This window comes from Enterococcus sp. AZ191 (genome assembly GCF_051713845.1).
Classification (GTDB): domain Bacteria; phylum Bacillota; class Bacilli; order Lactobacillales; family Enterococcaceae; genus Enterococcus_B; species Enterococcus_B durans.
Genome location: NZ_JBIOQS010000001.1, coordinates 574190 through 594651, shown reverse-complemented (window position 1 = coordinate 594651; position 20462 = coordinate 574190). Strand labels below are relative to the sequence as shown.

At 37.6% G+C, this 20462-nt stretch carries 16 protein-coding genes; 3 read left to right on the top strand and 13 right to left on the bottom strand.

The window, feature by feature from the left end; all coding sequences use genetic code 11:
* Window positions 1-6: 6 nt before the first annotated feature.
* The 6 genes from IGI47_RS02885 to IGI47_RS02860 form a co-directional block, all read right to left on the bottom strand.
* Window positions 7-1092: an acyltransferase family protein gene (locus tag IGI47_RS02885; protein ID WP_438783270.1), complete on the bottom strand. Its 1086-nt coding sequence runs from the start codon at window positions 1090-1092 to the stop codon at window positions 7-9.
* Window positions 1093-1115: 23 nt separating this feature from the next.
* On the bottom strand, window positions 1116-1709 hold the full coding sequence (locus tag IGI47_RS02880; RefSeq protein WP_438783269.1) for a malonate decarboxylase holo-ACP synthase: 594 nt from the start codon (window positions 1707-1709) through the stop codon (window positions 1116-1118).
* A 3-nt stretch (window positions 1710-1712) separates the two neighbouring features.
* Complete coding sequence (gene mdcD / locus IGI47_RS02875) at window positions 1713-3389, bottom strand: biotin-independent malonate decarboxylase subunit beta (RefSeq protein ID WP_438783268.1); 1677 nt, start codon at window positions 3387-3389, stop codon at window positions 1713-1715.
* Entirely contained in the window at window positions 3379-3678 is a 300-nt protein-coding gene (locus tag IGI47_RS02870; protein ID WP_005880530.1) for a malonate decarboxylase subunit delta, read from the bottom strand. The genes mdcD and IGI47_RS02870 overlap by 11 nt, the downstream gene beginning before the upstream one ends.
* Before the next feature lie 219 nt (window positions 3679-3897).
* The gene (mdcA, locus tag IGI47_RS02865) at window positions 3898-5544 is read right to left on the bottom strand and encodes a malonate decarboxylase subunit alpha (RefSeq protein ID WP_438783266.1); all 1647 of its coding nucleotides are present in this window, start codon (window positions 5542-5544) and stop codon (window positions 3898-3900) included.
* Window positions 5545-5549: 5 nt separating this feature from the next.
* Window positions 5550-6461 carry an ACP S-malonyltransferase gene (locus IGI47_RS02860; protein ID WP_438783264.1) on the bottom strand — a complete coding sequence of 304 codons (912 nt, stop codon included), beginning with the start codon at window positions 6459-6461 and terminating at the stop codon, window positions 5550-5552.
* Window positions 6462-6579: 118 nt separating this feature from the next.
* Between IGI47_RS02860 and IGI47_RS02855 the strand changes: the two genes are divergently transcribed.
* Window positions 6580-7434 carry a LysR family transcriptional regulator gene (locus IGI47_RS02855; protein ID WP_081134175.1) on the top strand — a complete coding sequence of 285 codons (855 nt, stop codon included), beginning with the start codon at window positions 6580-6582 and terminating at the stop codon, window positions 7432-7434.
* A gap of 83 nt (window positions 7435-7517) precedes the next feature.
* Here IGI47_RS02855 and IGI47_RS02850 read toward each other — a convergent pair whose 3' ends face one another.
* The gene (locus IGI47_RS02850; protein WP_311930859.1) at window positions 7518-7955 is read right to left on the bottom strand and encodes a hypothetical protein; all 438 of its coding nucleotides are present in this window, start codon (window positions 7953-7955) and stop codon (window positions 7518-7520) included.
* A 275-nt stretch (window positions 7956-8230) separates the two neighbouring features.
* Between IGI47_RS02850 and IGI47_RS02845 the strand changes: the two genes are divergently transcribed.
* On the top strand, window positions 8231-9676 hold the full coding sequence (locus tag IGI47_RS02845) for a helix-turn-helix domain-containing protein (RefSeq protein WP_438783262.1): 1446 nt from the start codon (window positions 8231-8233) through the stop codon (window positions 9674-9676).
* A gap of 213 nt (window positions 9677-9889) precedes the next feature.
* Here IGI47_RS02845 and IGI47_RS02840 read toward each other — a convergent pair whose 3' ends face one another.
* The 4 genes from IGI47_RS02840 to tdc form a co-directional block, all read right to left on the bottom strand.
* The gene (locus tag IGI47_RS02840; RefSeq protein WP_438783261.1) at window positions 9890-12418 is read right to left on the bottom strand and encodes an HAD-IC family P-type ATPase; all 2529 of its coding nucleotides are present in this window, start codon (window positions 12416-12418) and stop codon (window positions 9890-9892) included.
* A 158-nt stretch (window positions 12419-12576) separates the two neighbouring features.
* Window positions 12577-13917: an amino acid permease gene (locus tag IGI47_RS02835; protein ID WP_438783259.1), complete on the bottom strand. Its 1341-nt coding sequence runs from the start codon at window positions 13915-13917 to the stop codon at window positions 12577-12579.
* Between the two features lie 16 nt (window positions 13918-13933).
* Entirely contained in the window at window positions 13934-15364 is a 1431-nt protein-coding gene (locus tag IGI47_RS02830) for an amino acid permease (RefSeq protein ID WP_438783258.1), read from the bottom strand.
* Between the two features lie 233 nt (window positions 15365-15597).
* Complete coding sequence (tdc, locus tag IGI47_RS02825; protein WP_438783257.1) at window positions 15598-17430, bottom strand: tyrosine decarboxylase; 1833 nt, start codon at window positions 17428-17430, stop codon at window positions 15598-15600.
* 491 nt (window positions 17431-17921) lie between these two features.
* Between tdc and IGI47_RS02820 the strand changes: the two genes are divergently transcribed.
* Entirely contained in the window at window positions 17922-19343 is a 1422-nt protein-coding gene (locus tag IGI47_RS02820) for a DNA-binding protein (RefSeq protein WP_311930865.1), read from the top strand.
* A 194-nt stretch (window positions 19344-19537) separates the two neighbouring features.
* On the opposite strand, the gene IGI47_RS02815 is transcribed toward IGI47_RS02820, so the two are convergent.
* Both IGI47_RS02815 and IGI47_RS02810 read right to left on the bottom strand, forming a co-directional pair.
* Window positions 19538-19897: a DUF1622 domain-containing protein gene (locus IGI47_RS02815; RefSeq protein WP_311930866.1), complete on the bottom strand. Its 360-nt coding sequence runs from the start codon at window positions 19895-19897 to the stop codon at window positions 19538-19540.
* Window positions 19887-20258: a DUF1622 domain-containing protein gene (locus IGI47_RS02810; RefSeq protein WP_311930867.1), complete on the bottom strand. Its 372-nt coding sequence runs from the start codon at window positions 20256-20258 to the stop codon at window positions 19887-19889. The genes IGI47_RS02815 and IGI47_RS02810 overlap by 11 nt, the downstream gene beginning before the upstream one ends.
* Between the last annotated feature and the right edge of the window lie 204 nt (window positions 20259-20462).

The window sequence follows — 20462 nt, the reverse complement described above, 5'->3', positions numbered from 1 at the left end:
CATTTTTTACTTACTAAATATTTTCTTCACGTTAGACCAGATAAGGTGTAAGATCCAACTTAAAGCAAATGCACAGCTAGCTGTAGCTAAATATGCCACAAGGATCATTATTCCAGAAGGTAATCGTAAGAAACTATCTTTAAAGAATAGTAACAATACTTGGAATACAAAGACATTCGCTAAATACGTACGATATGCGTATACAGATAACCATTTGAAAAGTGGTAATTTAGGTGAATCATTGATGATCATTTTTGAAGCGCACATGAAGACGGCAAAAATAATAACTAAGCTATACAAACTTTGAATCGTATTCAAGTAAGGAGCGTTAGCAAAACTCAAATCTCCTGGATGTTCTAATAATGAACGAACAGAAAATAGCGCAACGACTAAACCTATAGGCAAGAACAAGTAACGAACTCGATTCAATACATTAAACACTTCCTTGTGATACATGAAAGCAGCTACGCCATAGATGCCATAGATAATAAAACTTAGTACAAATCGATCAAGTAGATATAAACTTTGATGGTATGGTCCATTCAATACTTGTGATTGATAGAATAAATACCAAACAACGTAGATGGCTGTTGAAACGATCATTGTTGGCCAAACATGCTTTTTATTCGCAAAGAATTTATAGCCTAACCAAACAAAAAACGGCATAAACAATTGGATCTGTAACATCATCACGGTATACCATAAATGTGGCGCTCCGTCACCAGTCACATATTTCAATAAGAAGCTACCAACATTTGTATACGGTGTTTGTTGTTGTACAGCTGGGAATAACCATAGATACGCAGTTGTCCATAATACGTACGGAACAAATAATTCAAAGAATTTTTCTTTTAAAAATTCCCCGTAAGATATATGTTGACTAGTTTTTACCATATTATAAACAATTGCAAAAATAAACATCGGAGCAGTATATTTAACCATCACGTAAAATGTTCCAATAAAAGCAGCTGTCGTTTCATTGTGTGCATTCGCTAATGCAAATGATAAAATAGTTTGCATCATTACGGCAGTTACAGCAGACACTTTTTGGAAATCGCTTACATTGATTTTGATTTTCTTATTTTCAAACATCTCTTTCTCTCACTTCAAATTTATTACCAAATTTCTTTGGTTAATTTTGGACCTTCTGTTGTTTTCAAAAGAATTTTTTTCTCTGGATTTCTCAAATATTCTTTTAAGGAAAAACCACCTTGAGTTGTGATCACTTGGGTATCGAATTGCTCAAAAAAATCAGGGTGTGACTGGATCGCCTTCAGTGGCAATCCAGTTGGAGTATCCACATAAAGTAAAAGATCAAAATCACTTGTTTCTTTTACTGCCGGTATATCCGTTGTCAGTTCAAAACCTAAACTTCCTCCGACTCCCCACTTTGTTCCTGATAAAATTTCTCTTACAGCATGAAATTGCTGATAAACAGGGAATTGGGCAATGTCTGTTTGACGAAATGATTCCCGGTCTGTGATTTCCCACGGATGTATTACTTTTTGAACCATTCGAGTAGGTATTTCTAATGCAAACCGCTGATTTCTGGCAGTTCCACGCAAGCCGATCGGTAAGGTTTCAGAATAGTCGGTCATTGCTCGGCGGACTGTCGCAAAAACATGATCTGAAAGAGTTACCCAGTCAGGCAAATCATTATTTTCAATTACTTGTTTATCAAAACAAACAATATCATGTGCGTTGATCATTTTTTAAGCATCCCATTCTTCAGCCATTTTGGCACGTACTTTGTTTGTTTCGACACGTCCCATTTTTTTAGCTGTTTCATTTGTATAACGAGCTGTTAGCATCGTATCGTTTTTTTCACGTACGTCACTGATAGCAGCATTGATTGCTTTGATAACTTCATTGACATTCTTTTCTGAAGCTTGTTGATCAGTGATATCTTCTAGGAAGCAATGGATCGCTCCTAATTTTGTATAATTGTTGATATCATAAGCAATAGCAGGAACTTTATCTGCCGCAGCTTCGATTTCTGCAATCGTCCGTTTTGTTACACGGGCAGCACTTGCTTTAGACATTGCTTGAACAGTGATTTCTTTACTGTTTAAAGCAATCAAGCGACTTGATTGTAATCCGTGTGCTAAGAATGCACCAGAAATTGCGTTACCAGCAATCAAACCGATAACTGGATGACCAGCTTGACGTAATTTTGCATATGCAGCAGCACTGTTTGCAAGAGCAACATGGATACCGATCAATTCCTCATTATAGCCATACGCTTGACTAGGAACATCAATAACGATGACGATTGGACGTTTGATAACTTTACCTTTATCTTCTTCATAAACATGGTTCAAGATTTGTCCCATGCGGAAGCCTTCAACCAATCCAACTTCACCATTGCGGACACGGTACATTGGATTTTTTGGATCAGGAACGATTGATGTAACAATTGCATCTTCTGCAAATTTATCTGATTCACCATAGTAAACTGTACCAACAGATGAAGTAGGATTTTTCATATCAGTCAATGCTTCAAACCATTCGTAACCAACACTTGTAGCTGCTGGTTTGTCGCCTTCTGAAACAGTTGGTAATTCAACTGGTGTTGCTTGATGTTTCACAATTGCTTCGTTGTATTCAGCGATAGTCATTGGTTTTGAAAGATCAAGTGAATCCAATAAAGAAAGATAGAATTCTGAGCTTTCACTGCGATGTGTATCTTTACGTTCATTGATTGCAGCTACTACTGCTTCTTTGATTGATTCAACACTATCTGTAACCAATTCATCGATGATTTTTGATTCAACACGTTGGCGTGAACCTAATGTGTTCCAAATCAAATTTTTATCACTTGAATCGAATTCACGTACGCCAGCTTCTTGTTCAATAACTTCTGGTCCATTCAAACCAACTCTTGCTTTTTTCGTTGCAATCAAGTAGCTCATTAGTGCAGAAGTGATTGACATCCCACCAAATGAACCAACGCGACCAGGAACAAGTCCAATAACTGGAATATATTCTTTTAATGCAATAATCATATTTCCAATTTCAGAAATAGATAATAAACCGTAGTTTGCTTCTTGTAAACGAACACCACCGGTATCTAAAACGATGATTGGAAAGATTTCATTTCCTTTTTTGTTTTCTTCTAAAGCATGTTCCAATGCAGAAACGATTTTTGCACCAGAAACTTCACCGACACCACCACCTTGGAATTTACCTTCCATTGCAATGACTAATGCTTGTTTTCCAGCAATCGTTCCTCGGCTTACGACGATTCCGTCATCACTTTCAGGTACGATTCCTTGTGCTAATAAGCTTGGTGCGATCAATTGATCAAAAGGATCGATCAATTCATGACCATTGTCTAACAATGCGTTGACACGGTCTCTAGCATTTAATTCTACAAAACTATTTTTCATCAGACAGTTCCTCCATTGCTTGCGTCAATCGTAAATAGACAACACCTGGCGTTGCGCCAAAGTCATTGATGACGATATCTGCTGAAATTGGATAACGATCAAAAAATCGAGTTAGGACATTTGCCCAAACTTCACCAAAACCGTCACTACCTGTACAAATTTTGATTGTTGATTCTTGTTTTGTTGTTGGGAACATCAAGATTTCTAAGTCTCCTGATCCAACTACACCTACATGGATTTTTTTATTAATTGGTTGATTCGTTGGGTACGTATAGGATAATTGTTCCATGAATCTCTCCCCTTTTCATCCGTATTTTATTTGATTCTTTCTATTGCTTCTATAGAAGAAAGTACAAAAATCAAACATTTCTTTTTGCACTTTCTTTCGGAAGCGAAACGCGTAGCAATACTCTTTTATGAATGTACTAGCATATTTTTTCAACTATAAGACAAGTCAAAATTAAAAGTTGTTGAAACACTGTCACAAAAATAGTACGACCCGTACTTTCTATGACCAAGTTCTGAATTTCATTGGAGGTTCATACAAGCCATCTGACCATTCGATCAAATCATCAACTGTTTGTGCAGCTAACAATGAACGTTTTGCATCGCTTCGTTTGATCCCTAGATCTTCTGGTAATTTAACGATTCCAGCTGTACGTAATCGATCCAATGATTCTTTTGTACTTGTCATACCCAGTGGAGTAACGCCGCCGACAGCTGCAATGGCTGCTTGACGTTCTTCTTTTGTTTTTGCTTTATAAAGGTAAGCAATACCTTCTTCAGTGACGATATGTGTTGTATCTTCGCTATAGATCATGACTGGTGCATTTGCTAGTCCTGCTTGTTTTTGAACAGCTAAAGCATCTAATTCTTCTACAAAGACAGGTTTTTTATTTGAGCCAAATGTTTCAACCATTTGAACAACCAATTTTTGACCTTTGCCTAATGGATCATTATTGTCGCGTAATGATTGCCATGCTGGTGTAGAGTGACGACGTCCGCCAGGGTTATGTCCCATGTTTGGCGCACCACCGAAACCAGATAAACGACCTTTCGTAACAGTAGATGAATTTCCATCATAGTCTAATTGAAGCGTTGATCCAATAAACATATCGATCGCATATTGACCAGATGCTTGAGACAACGTACGGTTACTACGCATTGAGCCATCTTTACCAACGAAGAACACATCTGGACGAGCAGCGATATATTTTTCCATGCCTACTTCACCACCGAAGCTGTGGATACTTTCAACCCAACCAGATTCGATTGCTGGAATAATTGTTGGATGTGGATTCAATACCCAGTTTTTAGCAATTTTCCCTTTTAATCCAAGAGATTCGCCGTAAGTTGGCAACAATAGTTCAATTGCTGCTGTATTGAAACCAATCCCATGGTTCAATGATTGTACGCCATGTTCAGCATAAATTCCTTTGATTGCCATCATTGCCATCAAAATTTGTAATTCAGTGATATTTTGAGGATCACGAGTAAATAATGCTTCTAATTGATAAGGTTGATCTGCTTTAACAACAACATCAATCCAATCACCAGGAATATCAACGCGTGGCAATTTATCAACGACTTCATTTACTTGAACGATAACGATTCCGTCTTTAAAAGCCGCAGCTTCAACGATTGTTGGTGTTTCCTCTGTATTGAAACCTGTATATAGATTTCCGTCTTTATCTGCTTTGTCAGCAGCAACTAATACGACATTTGGAATCAAATCAATGAATAAACGTCCATAAAGTTCCAAGTACGTATGGATATCTCCTAATTTCATCGTGCCATCTTCGATCATTTGTGCAACGCGTAGACTTTGTGCGCCTGCATAAGAAAAATCAATTTTACTTGCGATTCCTTTTTCAAAAACATTCAAATGTTCCGGTCTTGAAATACTAGACATGATCAAGTGAAGGTCATTCACTTTTTCTGCATCTACTTTTTCTAAACTTTCTGATAGGAAACTTGCTTGTTTTTGGTTGTCTCCTTCTAAGACAACTTTATCACCAGGTGTGATCAATGATTCTAGTACTTCAACGATCTTATCAGTTCCAACATATTTACCTTTTAGTAAATGACTGATGCTAGCTAATCGTCGCGCTTTTTTTTCACGCTTTGAAGCCCAATTACGTGTTGGTTTTTCCATAATATTCATCTCCATTTTTGATATAGAAACGTGGTGTCATCAACGCCATGTTGATCTAAATTAAGAGTTCGTATCCCTTGATCTACACCAAATCTTGCGTGAATCAACTTTGTTAAAGTATTACCGGGTGGAAATTCAATCGTCAAATCCATTCCTAGCTCATGTGCAATCCCCATCATTTGGTTCCATTGAACAGAAAAAGCCAGGTTTTCAAGTAAATCTTTCCGGATCTCTTCTGCATCTTTCGTTGCTCGTCCATCGATATTTTTCAAATATAAACAGTCGGCATCTTTAACAGAAACGGTATCCATGTAAGGCTTGAATTTTTCAACGGTATCATTCATCAATACACAATGGGAAGGAACTGGGACCTTCAATAACTTCGCTGTTCGCGCTTGCTGTGCTTTCGCTGCGGCCAATGTTTTTTCTAAGCCAGTGATACTGCCAGAAATCGTATATTGCAATGGGCAATTCTCATTTGAAAGATAAACTGGTTCATTGGGATCAAATGTTTCTGCAACGACTTTTTCCGCTTCACTTCTTGTTAATCCAACGATAACGCCCATCGCATAACCGCTTGGGTATGAAGTTTTCATCAAATTTGCTCGGTGATAAACAAGTTCGGCAGCATTTTCAAAGCTTAATGCTCCGCAAGCTACTGCGGCACTGAATGCTCCAATTGAATGTCCTGCTACAAGATCTGGCTTGATTCCTCGTTCTTTCATTTCATCAAGGTAATAAGCCGCTTTTGTTAGCAAAGCTAACTGGATAAAAACCGTATCCTGATAAGATGCTTCTTCATCTACCAGTCGAAATCCAGTCACATTTTCAATACTGTCAATGTATTCAGTTGGCACATCTTTTAACATCCCAAGTGTTTGACTTCCCTGTCCTGGAAATAAAAATCCTGTACTCATGAATGTTCCTCCTTTGGCACTTACTTTTTCCTCTGTTATCATAGTAAAATTCTGCTATAATGAAAAATACCAAAAAAAGAAAAATCCATAACAAAAAGGTATGAATCGGGTGTAGGGCATGAAATTACTTCATTTACAGTATTTTAAAAAGGTTTTTGAAACACAGAATGTCACACAAGCAGCAAAAGATTTATTTATTTCCCAACCAGCTTTAAGTAGGGCAATCAAACACCTTGAAAGTGAGCTAGGCGTTCCTTTGTTTTATCACAGCGGGCGTAATATCGAACCAACGATTTACGCAGAAGAGTTTTACCCTTACGCTGTCAAGACATTAGCCACTTTAGACGAAGGGATCAAATTGATTTCTTCTGTGAATGAAAAGATCATCACCTCCGTTATTCTCTACTTAGAAGTCGCTTCGGTCTCGATTCCGAATCTAGTAAAAATTTTTCAAGAAAAACATCCTACGATCCAATTAACAATCATGCAACATCAGTTACCAGAAGATATCACTGATCCAGTTTTATATATCACTTCGGAAATAAAACCAGGTATGACAAACGTGCCGATCATGGAAGAACCTGTTTATGTAGCGATCCCTAAAACACATCCATTAGCTAAAAAAGAAACTTTGCAGTTAGATGATATCCGCCGCACACCGATGCTGATGCTGTCTAAAAATAATGCCTTTCGCCATACATTAGACGTCGCTCTCGAAGCAAAAAATATTGAATTAACGATCAGTTCATCGACTGATGATCCTGCTACCCTTCGCTCCATTCTTAGACAAGGATTAGCGATTAGTTTCTTTCCCAAAATTTCTTGGTCTTATGATGAGAACGATCCATTTGTTTTGAGAGAGATCGAAGACTTACCACTCAGTAGAACGATTTACCTTTCCACGACCTTCACAAAAGATCATCCTTTGACTAAAATGATTTCGAAAACATTGAAGGAATTCTATTTAAATTAATTAAAAAAACGAAGCAGCAAGAAAAATTCTTTGCCGCTTCGTTTTTATGATTTGTTTTGTCGATCGTACTCGTAGATTTCCGACTATCGCTCATTGATGAAAAAACAGACACCTTTTCTCTGAGTAATCATCTTTCTAGCATGTCTCGCTTTTCTTTTATTTTCTATTTCTTCTAATTCTTGGGACTTGGTTGACCACTCCAACTGATAGCAACGAGAAAAATAAAGAGCATTCCACATCCTTGTTATCTCTATAGTAGCTTGAGCTGCCAGTAATTCGCGTTCCTGCGCCTGATCCACTGCTACTGCCAAACTAGCCACCGCATCAGACGTACATTCACTTAAACTAGACATCTGATTCCACACGTCATTCTCTTTTTCATCAGCCACTTTGCCTTTTTTTCGATCATACATGACCCTTTCGATATGGCTAGAACTCTTTTGTCTTTCTTTTATTAGACTGTTTGCTTTTATGTAGTTGAAAGATTGTTGCAAATCTGGCGTAATAGGTATATTTTTCATTTTCTCCCCCCTTAACCTAGAATAAATCATTTACCAGAATCCGTGAAAACTATTTTTCCCAAATAATAGAAACTTTATTTTTATTAAAATAACAAAGATCCTAATCAAAAAAGTAAGCGATGAAAATTTCTTTTTTCTTTATTGTTAAAAGATATCACTAGTTTTTTTACTTTCCTTTCTTTTTTCCTTATACTTAAGAAAAGCTATTTTTTATAAAGTAAAGAAACAAAAAATCAATTAATCCATGTCTTATTTACAAGAAAAAGGAGAGCCTTATGTATTCTTTGATGAAAAAAATTATTACTGAAAAAGACATCCAGCGTCAGGTCACCCTACTCGAATTGCTGTTGAACCACCCAAAAATCACAGTCAATGAACTAGCCAATGAAGCAGACACGACAGAAAGAACCGTATTTTCCGATCTGCAAATGATCCGAACTCAACTTCCAGATGGTTGGGTGATCGATAGTGATCAAGCTGGGATCCACTTAAACCATCAACCAAATTTATTGGCCAATGATCTATGGGAAACCTTCTTGCGGCAATCCATCAGTGTCCAACTTTTAAAAGAACTATTAGTGAGTAAACAAGTAAGAATCCCTTCTTTTCTACATAACAATGGGGTGTCTTATGAAACGCTAAAAAGGCATGTGAAAAAATTGAACCTATCGTTAAGCCCTTACCATTTGCAGATCAAGTTGACACGTCACAAGGCGGAAATCACCGGCAAAGAACAAACCATTCGTCTTTTTTATCATCGATTACTTTTGCCATTCACCCATAATAGTTATTTTTTCGAAGATTTTTCTGTACATGAATCGCATTATTTTCGTTTTTTAAAGCAGATCGACCAGACTGATTTAGCAGTAGAAACAGAAGAGATTTTTGGTGTCTGTTGGTTTTTCATCAATACGATTCGTATAAAAGCAAATAATCGAATGACAACATATACCCTCTCACCGACCGACCCATTATTTCTCCTTTATCTCTCTGATCTACAGGCATTATACGAAACCGAAGAAGTTTATTTAAAAAATGAAGAATCCGTTTTTGCCTTTTCTTGTTTTTTAGATAGTTGGAATTACAATAACAACTATACAACTAAAATCACTGATACTTTATCAAGTTATCCTTTTTCAACAAGTATCCAAGATTTTGTTCAGGAACTTGCAAATCATTTATCCCTGTCTTCTTTACGGCACACAAAATTAAGTCATAATTTGATTTTGATGTTATTGAAATATCATGAATCACCGTTACTTATGGAACAACTCCAGTCACAATATCATTATTTCGTGGAAGAATATGAAACTAACTATACCGACTTGTATCCTTACAAAGTACGTTTGCTTGAAAAAATAAAAACACCCGCTCTTCCAATCAATGATGAAACCTATTTTTTCTATCTATTATCCTTACTAACACAGCAAGCACTCTTAGCCGTCAAACCAAATCAGATAATTGTCTATTTTCTCTTTCAAGGAGAACCCTCATGGAAAGCATTCTTGCAACAGGAATTAAATGCCTCCTTTGGAAAAAGAGTACAAGTAAAACCGATAGAATACAGTCAACTCGCAGAAATAAAATTCAATAAAAATGATTTATTCGTCTCAAATATCCCAATAGAAGCACCACCAATAGAAGTAATCTACCTCTCAACCATTCCAACAAAAAACGAACTAGACCGCCTCTACAAGAAGACAAAAAGAAGTTATGTATAAAGGTTGTGAAAGAAGCGCCTAGCTCCGAGCAAATAAGAACTAGATTTTTAAAATAGCTTCTCATATTTTGAAAATCTAGGCCTTATTGCTGAGGAGTTGCTTCTTGAACACCGCGGATAAAGGTTGTGAAAAGACCGTTCAGCTCCGCTGACAATAAGAATGGATTAGTCTTTGTCAGGGTAGATGCTCCACAAAATCATTTCCGTGGATAATTCATTCTCTCCTTTTGATTATTTTCTTACTAACTACCTTCTCTACCTCAACGATTATAAATAACATGATGATATTTAATAAGATTGGTAGCTGCTGTTGTAGTGAAAGACTGGTTGTCCCAATCAAGTGTTGCATGAAGGGAAGGTAAACGACCGCTGCCTGTAGGATGAAAAGGATTCCTAAAGAAATGAACAATGCTTTGTTTTTCAGCATTCTTTTATTCAAGGAAGCATCTACTAATTCTCGGCAATTGATCATATATACTGCTTGCGCGCCGACGATATTTTGTAAAAGCATGGTTTGCTGTAACGCTTGTCCCTCAAAGCGCATTGCCAGAAAATAAGCTGGGATCATGATCAGCAAGGAGACATAAAAGATTCGAAAAACATTGTACCTCGTGAGGATTCCTTGCTTTGGATCTCTAGGTGGTCTTGTCATTGTATCTTTCCCTGCCTGTTCGAATCCTAATGCGTAGGATAACGTGATCGTCGTGACCATATTTACCCAGAGAATTTGTACAGGTGTCAACGGTAGCGGTTGGTTAGCCAACAATGCCCAGATAATGATCAATCCTTGTGCTAACGCTGTTGGTAAGAAGAAGTTGATCGTCTTTTGCAGATTATCTAAAATTCTCCGTCCTTCTTTGACTGCTTTGGCAATCGTATGGAAATTATCATCTCCCAAAACCATATCTGCTGCTTGTTTACTGACTTCACTACCCTTTATCCCCATAGCAATCCCGACATCTGCTCGCTTCAAAGCTGGAGCGTCATTGACTCCATCACCTGTCATCCCAACGATTTCCTCATTCTTTTGTAACGCCTCAACGATTCGTAGTTTATGCTCTGGTGTCGTTCTGGCAAAGACATCCACTGTTTGGACTTTCTCTGCTAATTCTTCCGCCGATAACTGATCCAAGTCGATTCCTTCTAATACAGTAGTGGTATGTTTCAACCCGATCTGCTCTGCAATAGTTTTTGCCGTGTCTTTGTGATCACCTGTGATCATTTTGACAGAAATCTCTGCAGTTTGACATTCCTTGACAGCCTTGATTGCACTTTCTTTAGGCGGATCAATGATACCAGCGATCCCGACAAACGTTAATTGCTCTAACGCTTCATGTGTTAATGGTTGCTCATTCGGGACCACCTTGTAAGCAAACCCAAGTACACGTTGTCCTTTTTGTGCTAAAGCCTTTGCTTTTTCTTGCCATTCTTTTAACTTTTCAGTCGTTAAGTCTGCTTTAGCCAGTAATACTTCTGGCGCTCCTTTTACATAAATGACTTTCCCATCTTGGTGTTCGTGCATCGTAGCCATGTACTTGTAACTGGAGCTAAAAGGCAGTTTTCCGTGTAACTTTTCCAAAGAAACTTCTGCATTTTCAGCATAGCGCAAAAACGCTAACTCTGTTGGATTCCCGTTTAACTCTGCTACACGTTGATCTGCTTTTGTTTGTGCTTCCTGACAATTTTTCATGATCGCAATCATTTTTTCTTTCTCATCTGTCAAAGTCTCTACAACACTCATCTCGTTCTTTGTTAAGGTTCCTGTTTTATCCGAACAAATCACGGTCATTGAGCCGAGAGTTTCAACTGATGGTAACCCTTTGATGATTGCTTGCTCTTTCGCCATTTCATTCACACCCAATGAAAGGATCATCGTCAACACAGCTGGTAAGCCTTCTGGAATCATTGACACGATTAAAGCAATGATCGTAGAAAAGAGAAAATTCAATTCCAATCCGTAGCGGAATGTTGTGAAAAAAATCAGGAATAGGCTCAAGAAAATGATTCCGCGAAAAATCTGCTTATTCAACTGATGGATTTTCCTGACGAGTGGCGTGGTCTGCTGTTCTACCGTTTGTAATGCTTGGTTGATCTTACCGATTTCTGTTGAGTTGGCTGTTTCAACCACTACACCAATTGCTGACCCCGTTTGTACTAATGTTCCTGAAAATGCCATGTTCACTTGGTCACCAGTAGCAACCGTCTTTTTGATCGTTGCGCTCGTTTTTTCAATAGCTTCCGATTCCCCTGTCAAAGCAGCTTCTTCTACCATGAAGTCATGGACCTCAATCAGTCGAATATCTGTAGGAACGACATCGCCAGCTTTTAAAGCGATAATGTCTCCGATGATCAGCTCTTTGGCCTCAACCAGTTCTTTGATCCCTTCCGTAAAGATCACAGCTTCTTGCCCCATCATCTCTTTTAATCCATTTAGTGATTCTTCTGCTTTACGCTCCTGCCAGTAGCCCACAAAACTATTCACGACGACTACAGCTAAAATGATGCTTCCTTCGATCACATCGCCTGTGAAAAATTTCAAAAGAGCCGCAATCAATAGTATGATTATCAGCAAATCGGTAAAGTGCTTGAAAAATTTCCTTAAAGGATGAACTTTCTTTTTGACTTCGATTTGATTGTACCCATGTTTCGCTAAGCGTTTCGTCCGTTCTTCTTGTCCTAATCCATCTTGGGTTGTCTGAAGTGTCTGCATTACCTGGTCAACTGTCTCTTTATACCACATCATGGCAATCCCTCCTGTTTCGATTTGATACTTTTATTATATGTAGGAGAGCCATGGATGAACGGCGATTATTTCAGAGAACCCTGAAATAAATAATTTTAGAGGAGTTGCTTCTGCTCCCACCGTTTATTCGTTTTTAAAGAATGAGACAAAAGTGTTTCTTACTTTTGTCCCACGCTCATTTCTTTTTTATGGCTAACGTGGAGTCTTCTATACATCAGATTCAAGCCAATAAACCAACCAAGGGAAATCAATGGAATCATTCGGGTAGCTGATTCAAAAAACAGACTCAATCCCACCATAAGGAAGAAAAGAAACGTTACTTTGTCTCGATTTTTTTGTAGCAGATTGATTGGCAATTTAAGATGGGCACAAAGAATCGAAGACCAAACAAATAAAAAGCAAACTGTAGTCATCCCAGCTAATAATTGAAATAACATGCGACTATCTGCAACAAAAAAGTGTAGACACAACCCTAGCAAGAACATACCACCTGTAAATAAAATGCCATGTAGCGGTACACTACGGGAAGAAATAAATAAAAACCATTTGGATAGATTTTTTTCTTTTGCCGTATTATATAAGATACGACTTGTACTGTAGATTGCACTATTCATGGAGGATAAGGAAGCCACCAAGATGATAAAATTGATCATTCCCGCGCCTTTACTCCAATGGACCATTTGAAGCATCGTGACCAATGGACTTTCTTTTAAATCAAGATTTTGCCAAGGGACAACCAATAAAATCGCTACGATCGTTCCAATATAGAAAAAAAGAATGCGTGCAGGTAAACATTTGATTGCTTTTTTCAAATTTTCTTGTGGGTCACTTGTTTCCCCTACTGTCAATCCAATCATCTCCACACCGGCAAAGCTAAATAATACCATCGGAAAAGAAGTAGCGATTCCTGTCAGCCCAAATGGGAAAAAGGAATGAATCGTCCCGAAATTCTCCTTGACTCCAATATGAGGTGTCTGAAAATGCCAGATACTGATGCCGATACCCAACAAAATAAATAGGAAGATCCCAAAAATCTTGATCGTAGAAAAAAATGATTCTAATTCGCCAAACCAGCGAACAGCAACAATATTGACTACGACCAACACACTAAGAACAAGGATTCCGCTAAGCAATGGCGAACTGTCAGGAAACCAAAAGCGAATATACAATCCTATCGCCGTTAATTCCGTTAACCCTGCTGCCATCCAACATAACCAATACGTCCAATTGACTAAAAAAGCCCAACGGTCACCCAGATAGTAATGAATGAAATCCCCGATCGATTGAAAGTCGCTATTTGTTAAAAATAGATCACCCATTGCGTGCATCAAACTATAAATAGCAATTCCACAAATAAAATAAGTGAGTAAGACAGCCGGTCCAGCCAATCGGATTGCTTTAGCAGAACCTAAAAATAAGCCTGTACCGATCGCACCTCCTAGCGCAATCATTTGGATATTTCGATTCGTTAAAGCTTTCTTCATTGTTGTTCGTTCCATCTTACTCACCTTTTCTTTATTCTTTGTTCAATTTGTCAGTTACTTCTTGCTCCCATGATGGTTTTCTGATTTTTTCGATACCTAAAGGTGCAAAAAATAAGACAAGGCTGATCACAGTCACTGCAATCAAGTTGATCAATGTGCCTACTTTCATCGTCAATCCCACAGAAAATACAATCGCTGCAAACAAGATAAGGACAACGATCCAAGCTCCTAGATTGCTATTGCTTCCTTTTTTGCCAATTCTAAATGGTCGTTTGTATTCAGGATGAGCCTGTCTTAATTTCAAGATAGCGATCCCCATGATCACATAGACGATACAATAGATAACTGTGGTTGAATTGACTAACATCAAGAAAGCTTGATTGACTCCAGGAATCAATAGATAAAACAATGCAAAAATCGAAATAATTGTTGATTGAGTTAAAATCACTGATTTTGAAACATCAAATTGATTCGTTTTCCAAAAGTTGAATTTTGGTGGGTAAGCTCCTTTTCTGGCACTTGCGGTAACTGTTTTCGCAGGTCCCGAAGCCCAAGCAGACAACTGTACAGCAACTCCGACAAAAACAAGCAGACTGAAAATATTCACGATGATATGTGGTAACCCCAAGATTTGACAATAGATGGAGATAGATTGAGCAATATTGTTTAATTCCATTTGTCCTTTTGGTACCACATTTGCTACAACTAGCGCATTTAGCGTATTCACCAAAAACAAGAAAATCAAAGCAACAAAAATCCCGCGAATATAAGTTTTCACTGGATTTTTAAGACGAGTAATATAAACAGAAGACATTTCGATCCCAGTAAAAATAAACATGATTGGTGCAAAATAAACAAATGAGCTAGCTGTTTTCGCATCAGGAATCAATTTTTCCCATGAGAAACTTCCTAATGTGCCATGTGGTAAAATCCCCACTTTGATCCAAGTAATGATGCCTAATAGAAGCATCATCGCTAAAGGAATATATAGTCCTAACCAGACACCAATCTTTCCACCGATCTTTGCCATATCGAATTTCAAATTCAATAAGGTAACGATCCAATAAACAACTAAGATCACAACTAACGTAAACTTGCTATTCAACCCAAGTGGCACGTTGTCGATGATATTTCCAAATAATGGCGCAAGAGCAGAAGCAACCATCACCATTCCAGGAAACATTTGGACCCATAGAAGCCAAGAAACAACAAAGCCCCATTTTCTTCCTAAGGAATTAGATACCCACAATTCTGGCCCACCATTTTGTGGAAACATCCCGGCAAACTCTCCAGAGATCAATGAAATCGGAAACGCATAGAATAATACCGCCACAAGCATGTAAAACAACATCGTCCAGCCAGTTGCAGCCACATCTGGGATATTTCGGACACTAGCAACAAGCGCACAAGTCATCCCAATAAAGGTCAGCGTGGTAATTTGTTTGGATTTTGAATCCGCCATTTTATTTTTCCTTCTTTCTATCACAGATAAATAAACCATCTAGCTTTCTGAATGCCACAGGGGGAATGAGATCATAGCAACAAGAACGCTTTTTACATCAGTCAAAATACACGTGCAATTTTGAAAAATAAATATTGACGTTTTTTCTTATGCATACTTACTTTTATGATCTCCTGTGGACAAGCTGGGGAAGTGTCTTTCATTCATTGCTAGACTGTTCACGATTCGATTTTTTATAGTAATTCGTTCAATTTCTTTTCAATGGCTTTTGTGATCGCATCTGTATAAAATTTAAAAATCTTATCATCATTCAAATACGGCGTCATGATTGCGGCTCTCAACAAAGTCACTTGTTGTTCTTTTTGCCATTCCTCTTTTGAGAGTCCTAGGCTTTCAATAAATCTAACTGGCGAATCACCATAATCCGCTTTTGTAAAGGTCGTATGTGAAGTAATAAAGCGTTCATCATACACATCTCCATCCATATAAGAAGAGACATCAAACATTTTTTCATTCAAGCCGTTGATTTTCTTCAAATCTGTGCAATCTTGGACTTTGAATACCCAGTCGACCATGTTGAAATCAGGATGATTCAATGGATGAACTTCGATTGTTTTCCCTTTGACTGTAAAGCTTAATTGACCTAAGAATTCTCTGAAACGTTGCGCAGCTTCGATCGATGCACCAATCAATTGCCCATATCCAGTCACATTCAACGGTAAGATCCGATGAGCTGTCCAAACTGCGGCGGCTGTTGCTCCAGCTTTTGATCCTTCTAGAATATATGCGCCTAACATATCGGGCGCTTTGACTGATTTTTCAAAAACATAAGGAGCAAAATAAGAAATGATGTTCCGCATGTTTTTATGTTTGATGACGATACCGCCAGCTGCATAAGGAACATACCCCATTTTATGAGGATCGATCGTCACAGAGTCCGCTTCAGTAATTGCCTTAAAGCCATCATAAACACTTTTATCGATTTTCACTTGATGATGAAATACTTGATGTTCCTCGAAGAACTCAGTCAATGATTCATAAGGAACAAATTCACCTGCTTCATTCAAGAATAAGGAACGAGCATAACCACCATACGCTGCATCGACATGGAGATAGAAATAAATCCCTTCTCCTCGTAATTTTTCACGTAATTCTACGATTTTATCAACGCTGTCAACTTGCCCTTCTTCTGTCGTTCCAACAACAGCTACGACACCAAGAATAGGGATTTTTTGTTCTGCTAACTCGCGGATCGTTTTTTCTAATACCGCCACATCCATGCGATAATCTTCTTGTACTGGGATAGCGATCATTTGATCTAGTCCTACTCCACAAATATCTAGAGCCTTCATCCATGAATAATGTTTGGTTTGTGGCACTAGCCATTTACCTAATTCTTGGATATGTTTTCCGCTACGAGAAGACGCAGCTTTCACTGCATCCAACTCTTCATCTGTAAATGTTTCGATCATTTCGAGTATTTCTTCAACAGAAAGGTTCAATAATTCCCATTCTGTCTTATTCTTAACTTTTTCTGGGAAGACTTCTTTCACGGCTAATGGAATTGATTTGATACAACGTGCGTACCAAAGACCTTCTAAATTGGCAATCGATCCATCCGCTGTAATATGGCCCCAACCATCTGTCATATTGAATAATTCGGCAAAGTCTTGACCAACCTCTGCTTCCATCTGTGAGGTAGCCATTGAGGATTCTAAGGCAACGTTATTAGGATTCCAAAGCATGGCATAATTATAAGCTAGTAACGAAGGCATCAACGTTTCTGCATTCATTTGCCCCCAATAACGACCGGCAGAATGCCAAGGAATCGAACCAGCGCGCATCCGTTCACTAACTTCATCCAACACTGTCATCATTCGTTCTCGGGTGGCGATGTATCGTGGAGCCAATTTATCTTCCTCGCTGATTGCAGGAAGATCACCAGGAAGGTAGTTTTCTCTCCATCCAAGATGTTCATCGACCATCTTGTTCAATAACATTTTGTAAACTGCACCATTTTCTGCTTTGTCGCCAATAAAGACGGCTTTGATATCCATATCTTTCATGTTTCATTACCTCCATTTTTTTCGTTGGCCAACGTGTTGCAACTGCAGATGTTTCGTGCATCTGTATCACACAACTGACTATAGACCCAAAAAATGAGATAATTTTTTTTATAACAAGTAAAAAAACAGCCTGATTTCAAAAAAAAGAAATAAAGTTAGATTTTTCTGAATTTTATTTTCGCAAAACCGAACGTTCCAATCCTATAAACGTTACCAATTACTTCTACAATAAAATCAAATCATTTTAAAAATGAACAATAAAAGACATTCTTATCATTTTATTCGCATCTCCATCTATCCTATTATGCATTTGTTTGATTTTCACATTCATTTTCCCTCTATATTTTTTTATTATTTCATTTTTTATAACAAAAAAATCCGTTAAAAAGCGAATAAAAAGACATTTCAGAAAAATATTCATGTTTTCACCTTCGAAATATGGCATAATTAATATGCATTTGCTCAATTATTTACAATGTGGAGGAGTCTTAATGATTGAAGCCTATTTAGAAAAAAACATTTTACGTCAATTGTTTCTTTGCGGCCAATTCTACACAACGAAAGAAATCGACTTGGATACGACCTCAAAATTATTACGAGTCTGCAAAACAACTTTATTGAACGATATCAAAGCATTGAAAAAAGAATTAGCACCAGATGTGATCTATGCAACAAGAGATAAAGATCATTATTCTTTATATTTCACACCAGATGTTCCACGATTCCATTTGATGCAGCAACTAGCTCGCCCTTCTTTATTTCTAAAAACAGTCCAGTTGTATTTAGAAGAAGAGCCAGACTATATCCAATTAACAGAAGTAGAATTTGTTTCTGTCAGCAAAGCCTATTCATTAAAAAAGCAAGTTCTTGACTATTTTTCCGATTGCGGAATCAAGATCGAACATTATTCGCCTAAATTCACAGAAATCGAACGCAGATTACTGATCCTGAATGTCGCTTATCGAACAGGCATCCTAAAAGTACCTGCTTTACCACCAGATTATTGGGACGAAGTCGAGAACTTTATCAACTCTATAACAGCGAAAAGCGGCCGAATCTATGATAAAGAAAATCGGGAAATTCTACGTACGGGGTTAGTAGTTAGCTATATCAGTCAGCAAACTAGTACCTTATCAGCAAATGCTCATTTCATCGAAGAAATCCAAAAACGCCCGATCTATGCCTATGTAAAAGAGATATGGGAAAAAACGAATCTCAAAAATCATTATGCACCAGATGAATTCTATTTTGTCTTAGTGTTATTCAACTTATGTGATTATGGTTTTGATTCTTATGAAGCAATCGAAGAAGATTTCCGCCAATTACATCAAGTCTTTATTGAAGATAGTCAGGAAATCAAAGAATTGATCCACCGATTTGAAACCCATTTCGATTACCCATTTCTTGGGAATAAAGCATTCGAACGTGCATTGATCCGCTTGATGCGCTCTACTTGGGACAACTATCAACTATTTATGCCAGAAAAATTTTATCTTTTATCGAAGGAACAACAGCGGTTATCGGTAGAGGTACGCCCTTTATTTCAACAATGGCAAGTACAATTACCTTATGATCTAAGAATCAATAATAATAGTTTGGATGCATTTATTATTGAGTTGAGTGGTATTTTGCGTCTCGATAAATCTCACTTTCATATCTATATCGTCACTAACTCAGATGTTCGCTATTTGATTTATCGCGAAGCTTTGGAAAAAGTAACTACCTGTATCCTCCATGTCGAACCTACGATCTATAATCAACTTACCGAAGAGTTGAAAACACTCGCAACACAAGAAAATACCAAGATCTTGTGTGAACGTACACTTTATACACCAGATGCTATCCCTTTTTCCGGTATCATTCCTGTTTCTGTTGAAACCATTGAAAAAGCGATCGTCTTAGCTGTAAAGTGATAATTTCAAGTCTTAGTTTAAGATGTCCGCTATTGCCTATTTATTTCAATAACAAGTCTTGCCCAATATCTCAAGTCATAAAAAAGAACTTCACAAAAATCAATCGATTTTTGTGAAGTTTGGTCTATTTTTCGAAGTATTTACTTCAACTGCTCCATTGGATTTAGAGTCATTGAGAACAGTTTTTCCCTTACTTATTGTGTTTCTACTGAACCGATTTCTTTATTCAAGAAATACGAAATGACTGTTCGGATAACCACCAATGCCGCCAATTGAAAGATATCCTGCAATGTCGGTTTGATGATCGACTCAATGATCCCAGCTGAAATCAGGATTTCCAGACTTAAAAGAATATAGCCACCCAACATCTTCTTGATCGCATTATTTTGAAAGATTCGTTCATCTTTCGCCATTTTTTTATCCAATGAGAAAAAGATAAAATCTTTCAATGCCAACCACGCCCCCCATAAAAGAAGCCCGATCGCAAATAGATCGATCAGTAGTACTAACCACTCCAAATAAGGAGCCAATCCATCGATCATCTCAGCTTTCATCTTTCATCCCCGCCTTCGCTCGTTGTTGTTCCTCAATCTCTAAATTCAAGAAATACGAAATAATCGTACGGATCAAAATAATCAAAGCAAGTTTTAAAATATCTGTCCAAGTTGGTTTGATGACAGATTCAATGATATCTGCCACCACTAAAACTTCTAAACTTAATAAAATATAACTAGCCAACAATTTGCGAATCTCTGCATTTCGACTATTTCGCTGTCCATAATCTTTCTTCAAAGTCCGCCAATCAAACAACGTTTTTAATACTAAAAAAACACCGACCACTAAAATAATGATCGAAGCAAGATTTAAAATCGTCATCAGCCAATCCAAGCAAACCATCAACGTTGAATCAAACATATCCCCAACCACCCTTCTCCTTTATGTTACTAACAGAAAGCATCGCCGTCCAATTATATGAAAAAAGAATAAACAACCCCTCGGTCATCTATTCTTCATCCTCTAGACATTCAAAACAACATAGCTCTAAAACATATCTCTCAATTCTTGAACAATATTTGACGTTTTGGAAGCATTCAAAACAACATAGCTCTAAAACCTCGC

What these genes read in the sequence shown, in the direction of transcription:
- IGI47_RS02850 (WP_311930859.1), bottom strand. Translation starts at nt 7,955, where the DNA reads ATGAAAAATATACCTATTACGCCAGATTTGCAACAATCTTTCAACTAC.
- IGI47_RS02815 (WP_311930866.1), bottom strand. Translation starts at nt 19,897, where the DNA reads ATGAAAGCTGAGATGATCGATGGATTGGCTCCTTATTTGGAGTGGTTA.
- IGI47_RS02840 (WP_438783261.1), bottom strand. Translation starts at nt 12,418, where the DNA reads ATGATGTGGTATAAAGAGACAGTTGACCAGGTAATGCAGACACTTCAG.
- IGI47_RS02810 (WP_311930867.1), bottom strand. Translation starts at nt 20,258, where the DNA reads ATGTTTGATTCAACGTTGATGGTTTGCTTGGATTGGCTGATGACGATT.
- mdcA (WP_438783266.1), bottom strand. Translation starts at nt 5,544, where the DNA reads ATGGAAAAACCAACACGTAATTGGGCTTCAAAGCGTGAAAAAAAAGCG.
- IGI47_RS02845 (WP_438783262.1), top strand. Translation starts at nt 8,231, where the DNA reads ATGTATTCTTTGATGAAAAAAATTATTACTGAAAAAGACATCCAGCGT.
- IGI47_RS02835 (WP_438783259.1), bottom strand. Translation starts at nt 13,917, where the DNA reads ATGGAACGAACAACAATGAAGAAAGCTTTAACGAATCGAAATATCCAA.
- mdcD (WP_438783268.1), bottom strand. Translation starts at nt 3,389, where the DNA reads ATGAAAAATAGTTTTGTAGAATTAAATGCTAGAGACCGTGTCAACGCA.
- IGI47_RS02860 (WP_438783264.1), bottom strand. Translation starts at nt 6,461, where the DNA reads ATGAGTACAGGATTTTTATTTCCAGGACAGGGAAGTCAAACACTTGGG.
- IGI47_RS02880 (WP_438783269.1), bottom strand. Translation starts at nt 1,709, where the DNA reads ATGATCAACGCACATGATATTGTTTGTTTTGATAAACAAGTAATTGAA.
- IGI47_RS02870 (WP_005880530.1), bottom strand. Translation starts at nt 3,678, where the DNA reads ATGGAACAATTATCCTATACGTACCCAACGAATCAACCAATTAATAAA.
- tdc (WP_438783257.1), bottom strand. Translation starts at nt 17,430, where the DNA reads ATGAAAGATATGGATATCAAAGCCGTCTTTATTGGCGACAAAGCAGAA.
- IGI47_RS02830 (WP_438783258.1), bottom strand. Translation starts at nt 15,364, where the DNA reads ATGGCGGATTCAAAATCCAAACAAATTACCACGCTGACCTTTATTGGG.
- IGI47_RS02885 (WP_438783270.1), bottom strand. Translation starts at nt 1,092, where the DNA reads ATGTTTGAAAATAAGAAAATCAAAATCAATGTAAGCGATTTCCAAAAA.
- IGI47_RS02820 (WP_311930865.1), top strand. Translation starts at nt 17,922, where the DNA reads ATGATTGAAGCCTATTTAGAAAAAAACATTTTACGTCAATTGTTTCTT.
- IGI47_RS02855 (WP_081134175.1), top strand. Translation starts at nt 6,580, where the DNA reads ATGAAATTACTTCATTTACAGTATTTTAAAAAGGTTTTTGAAACACAG.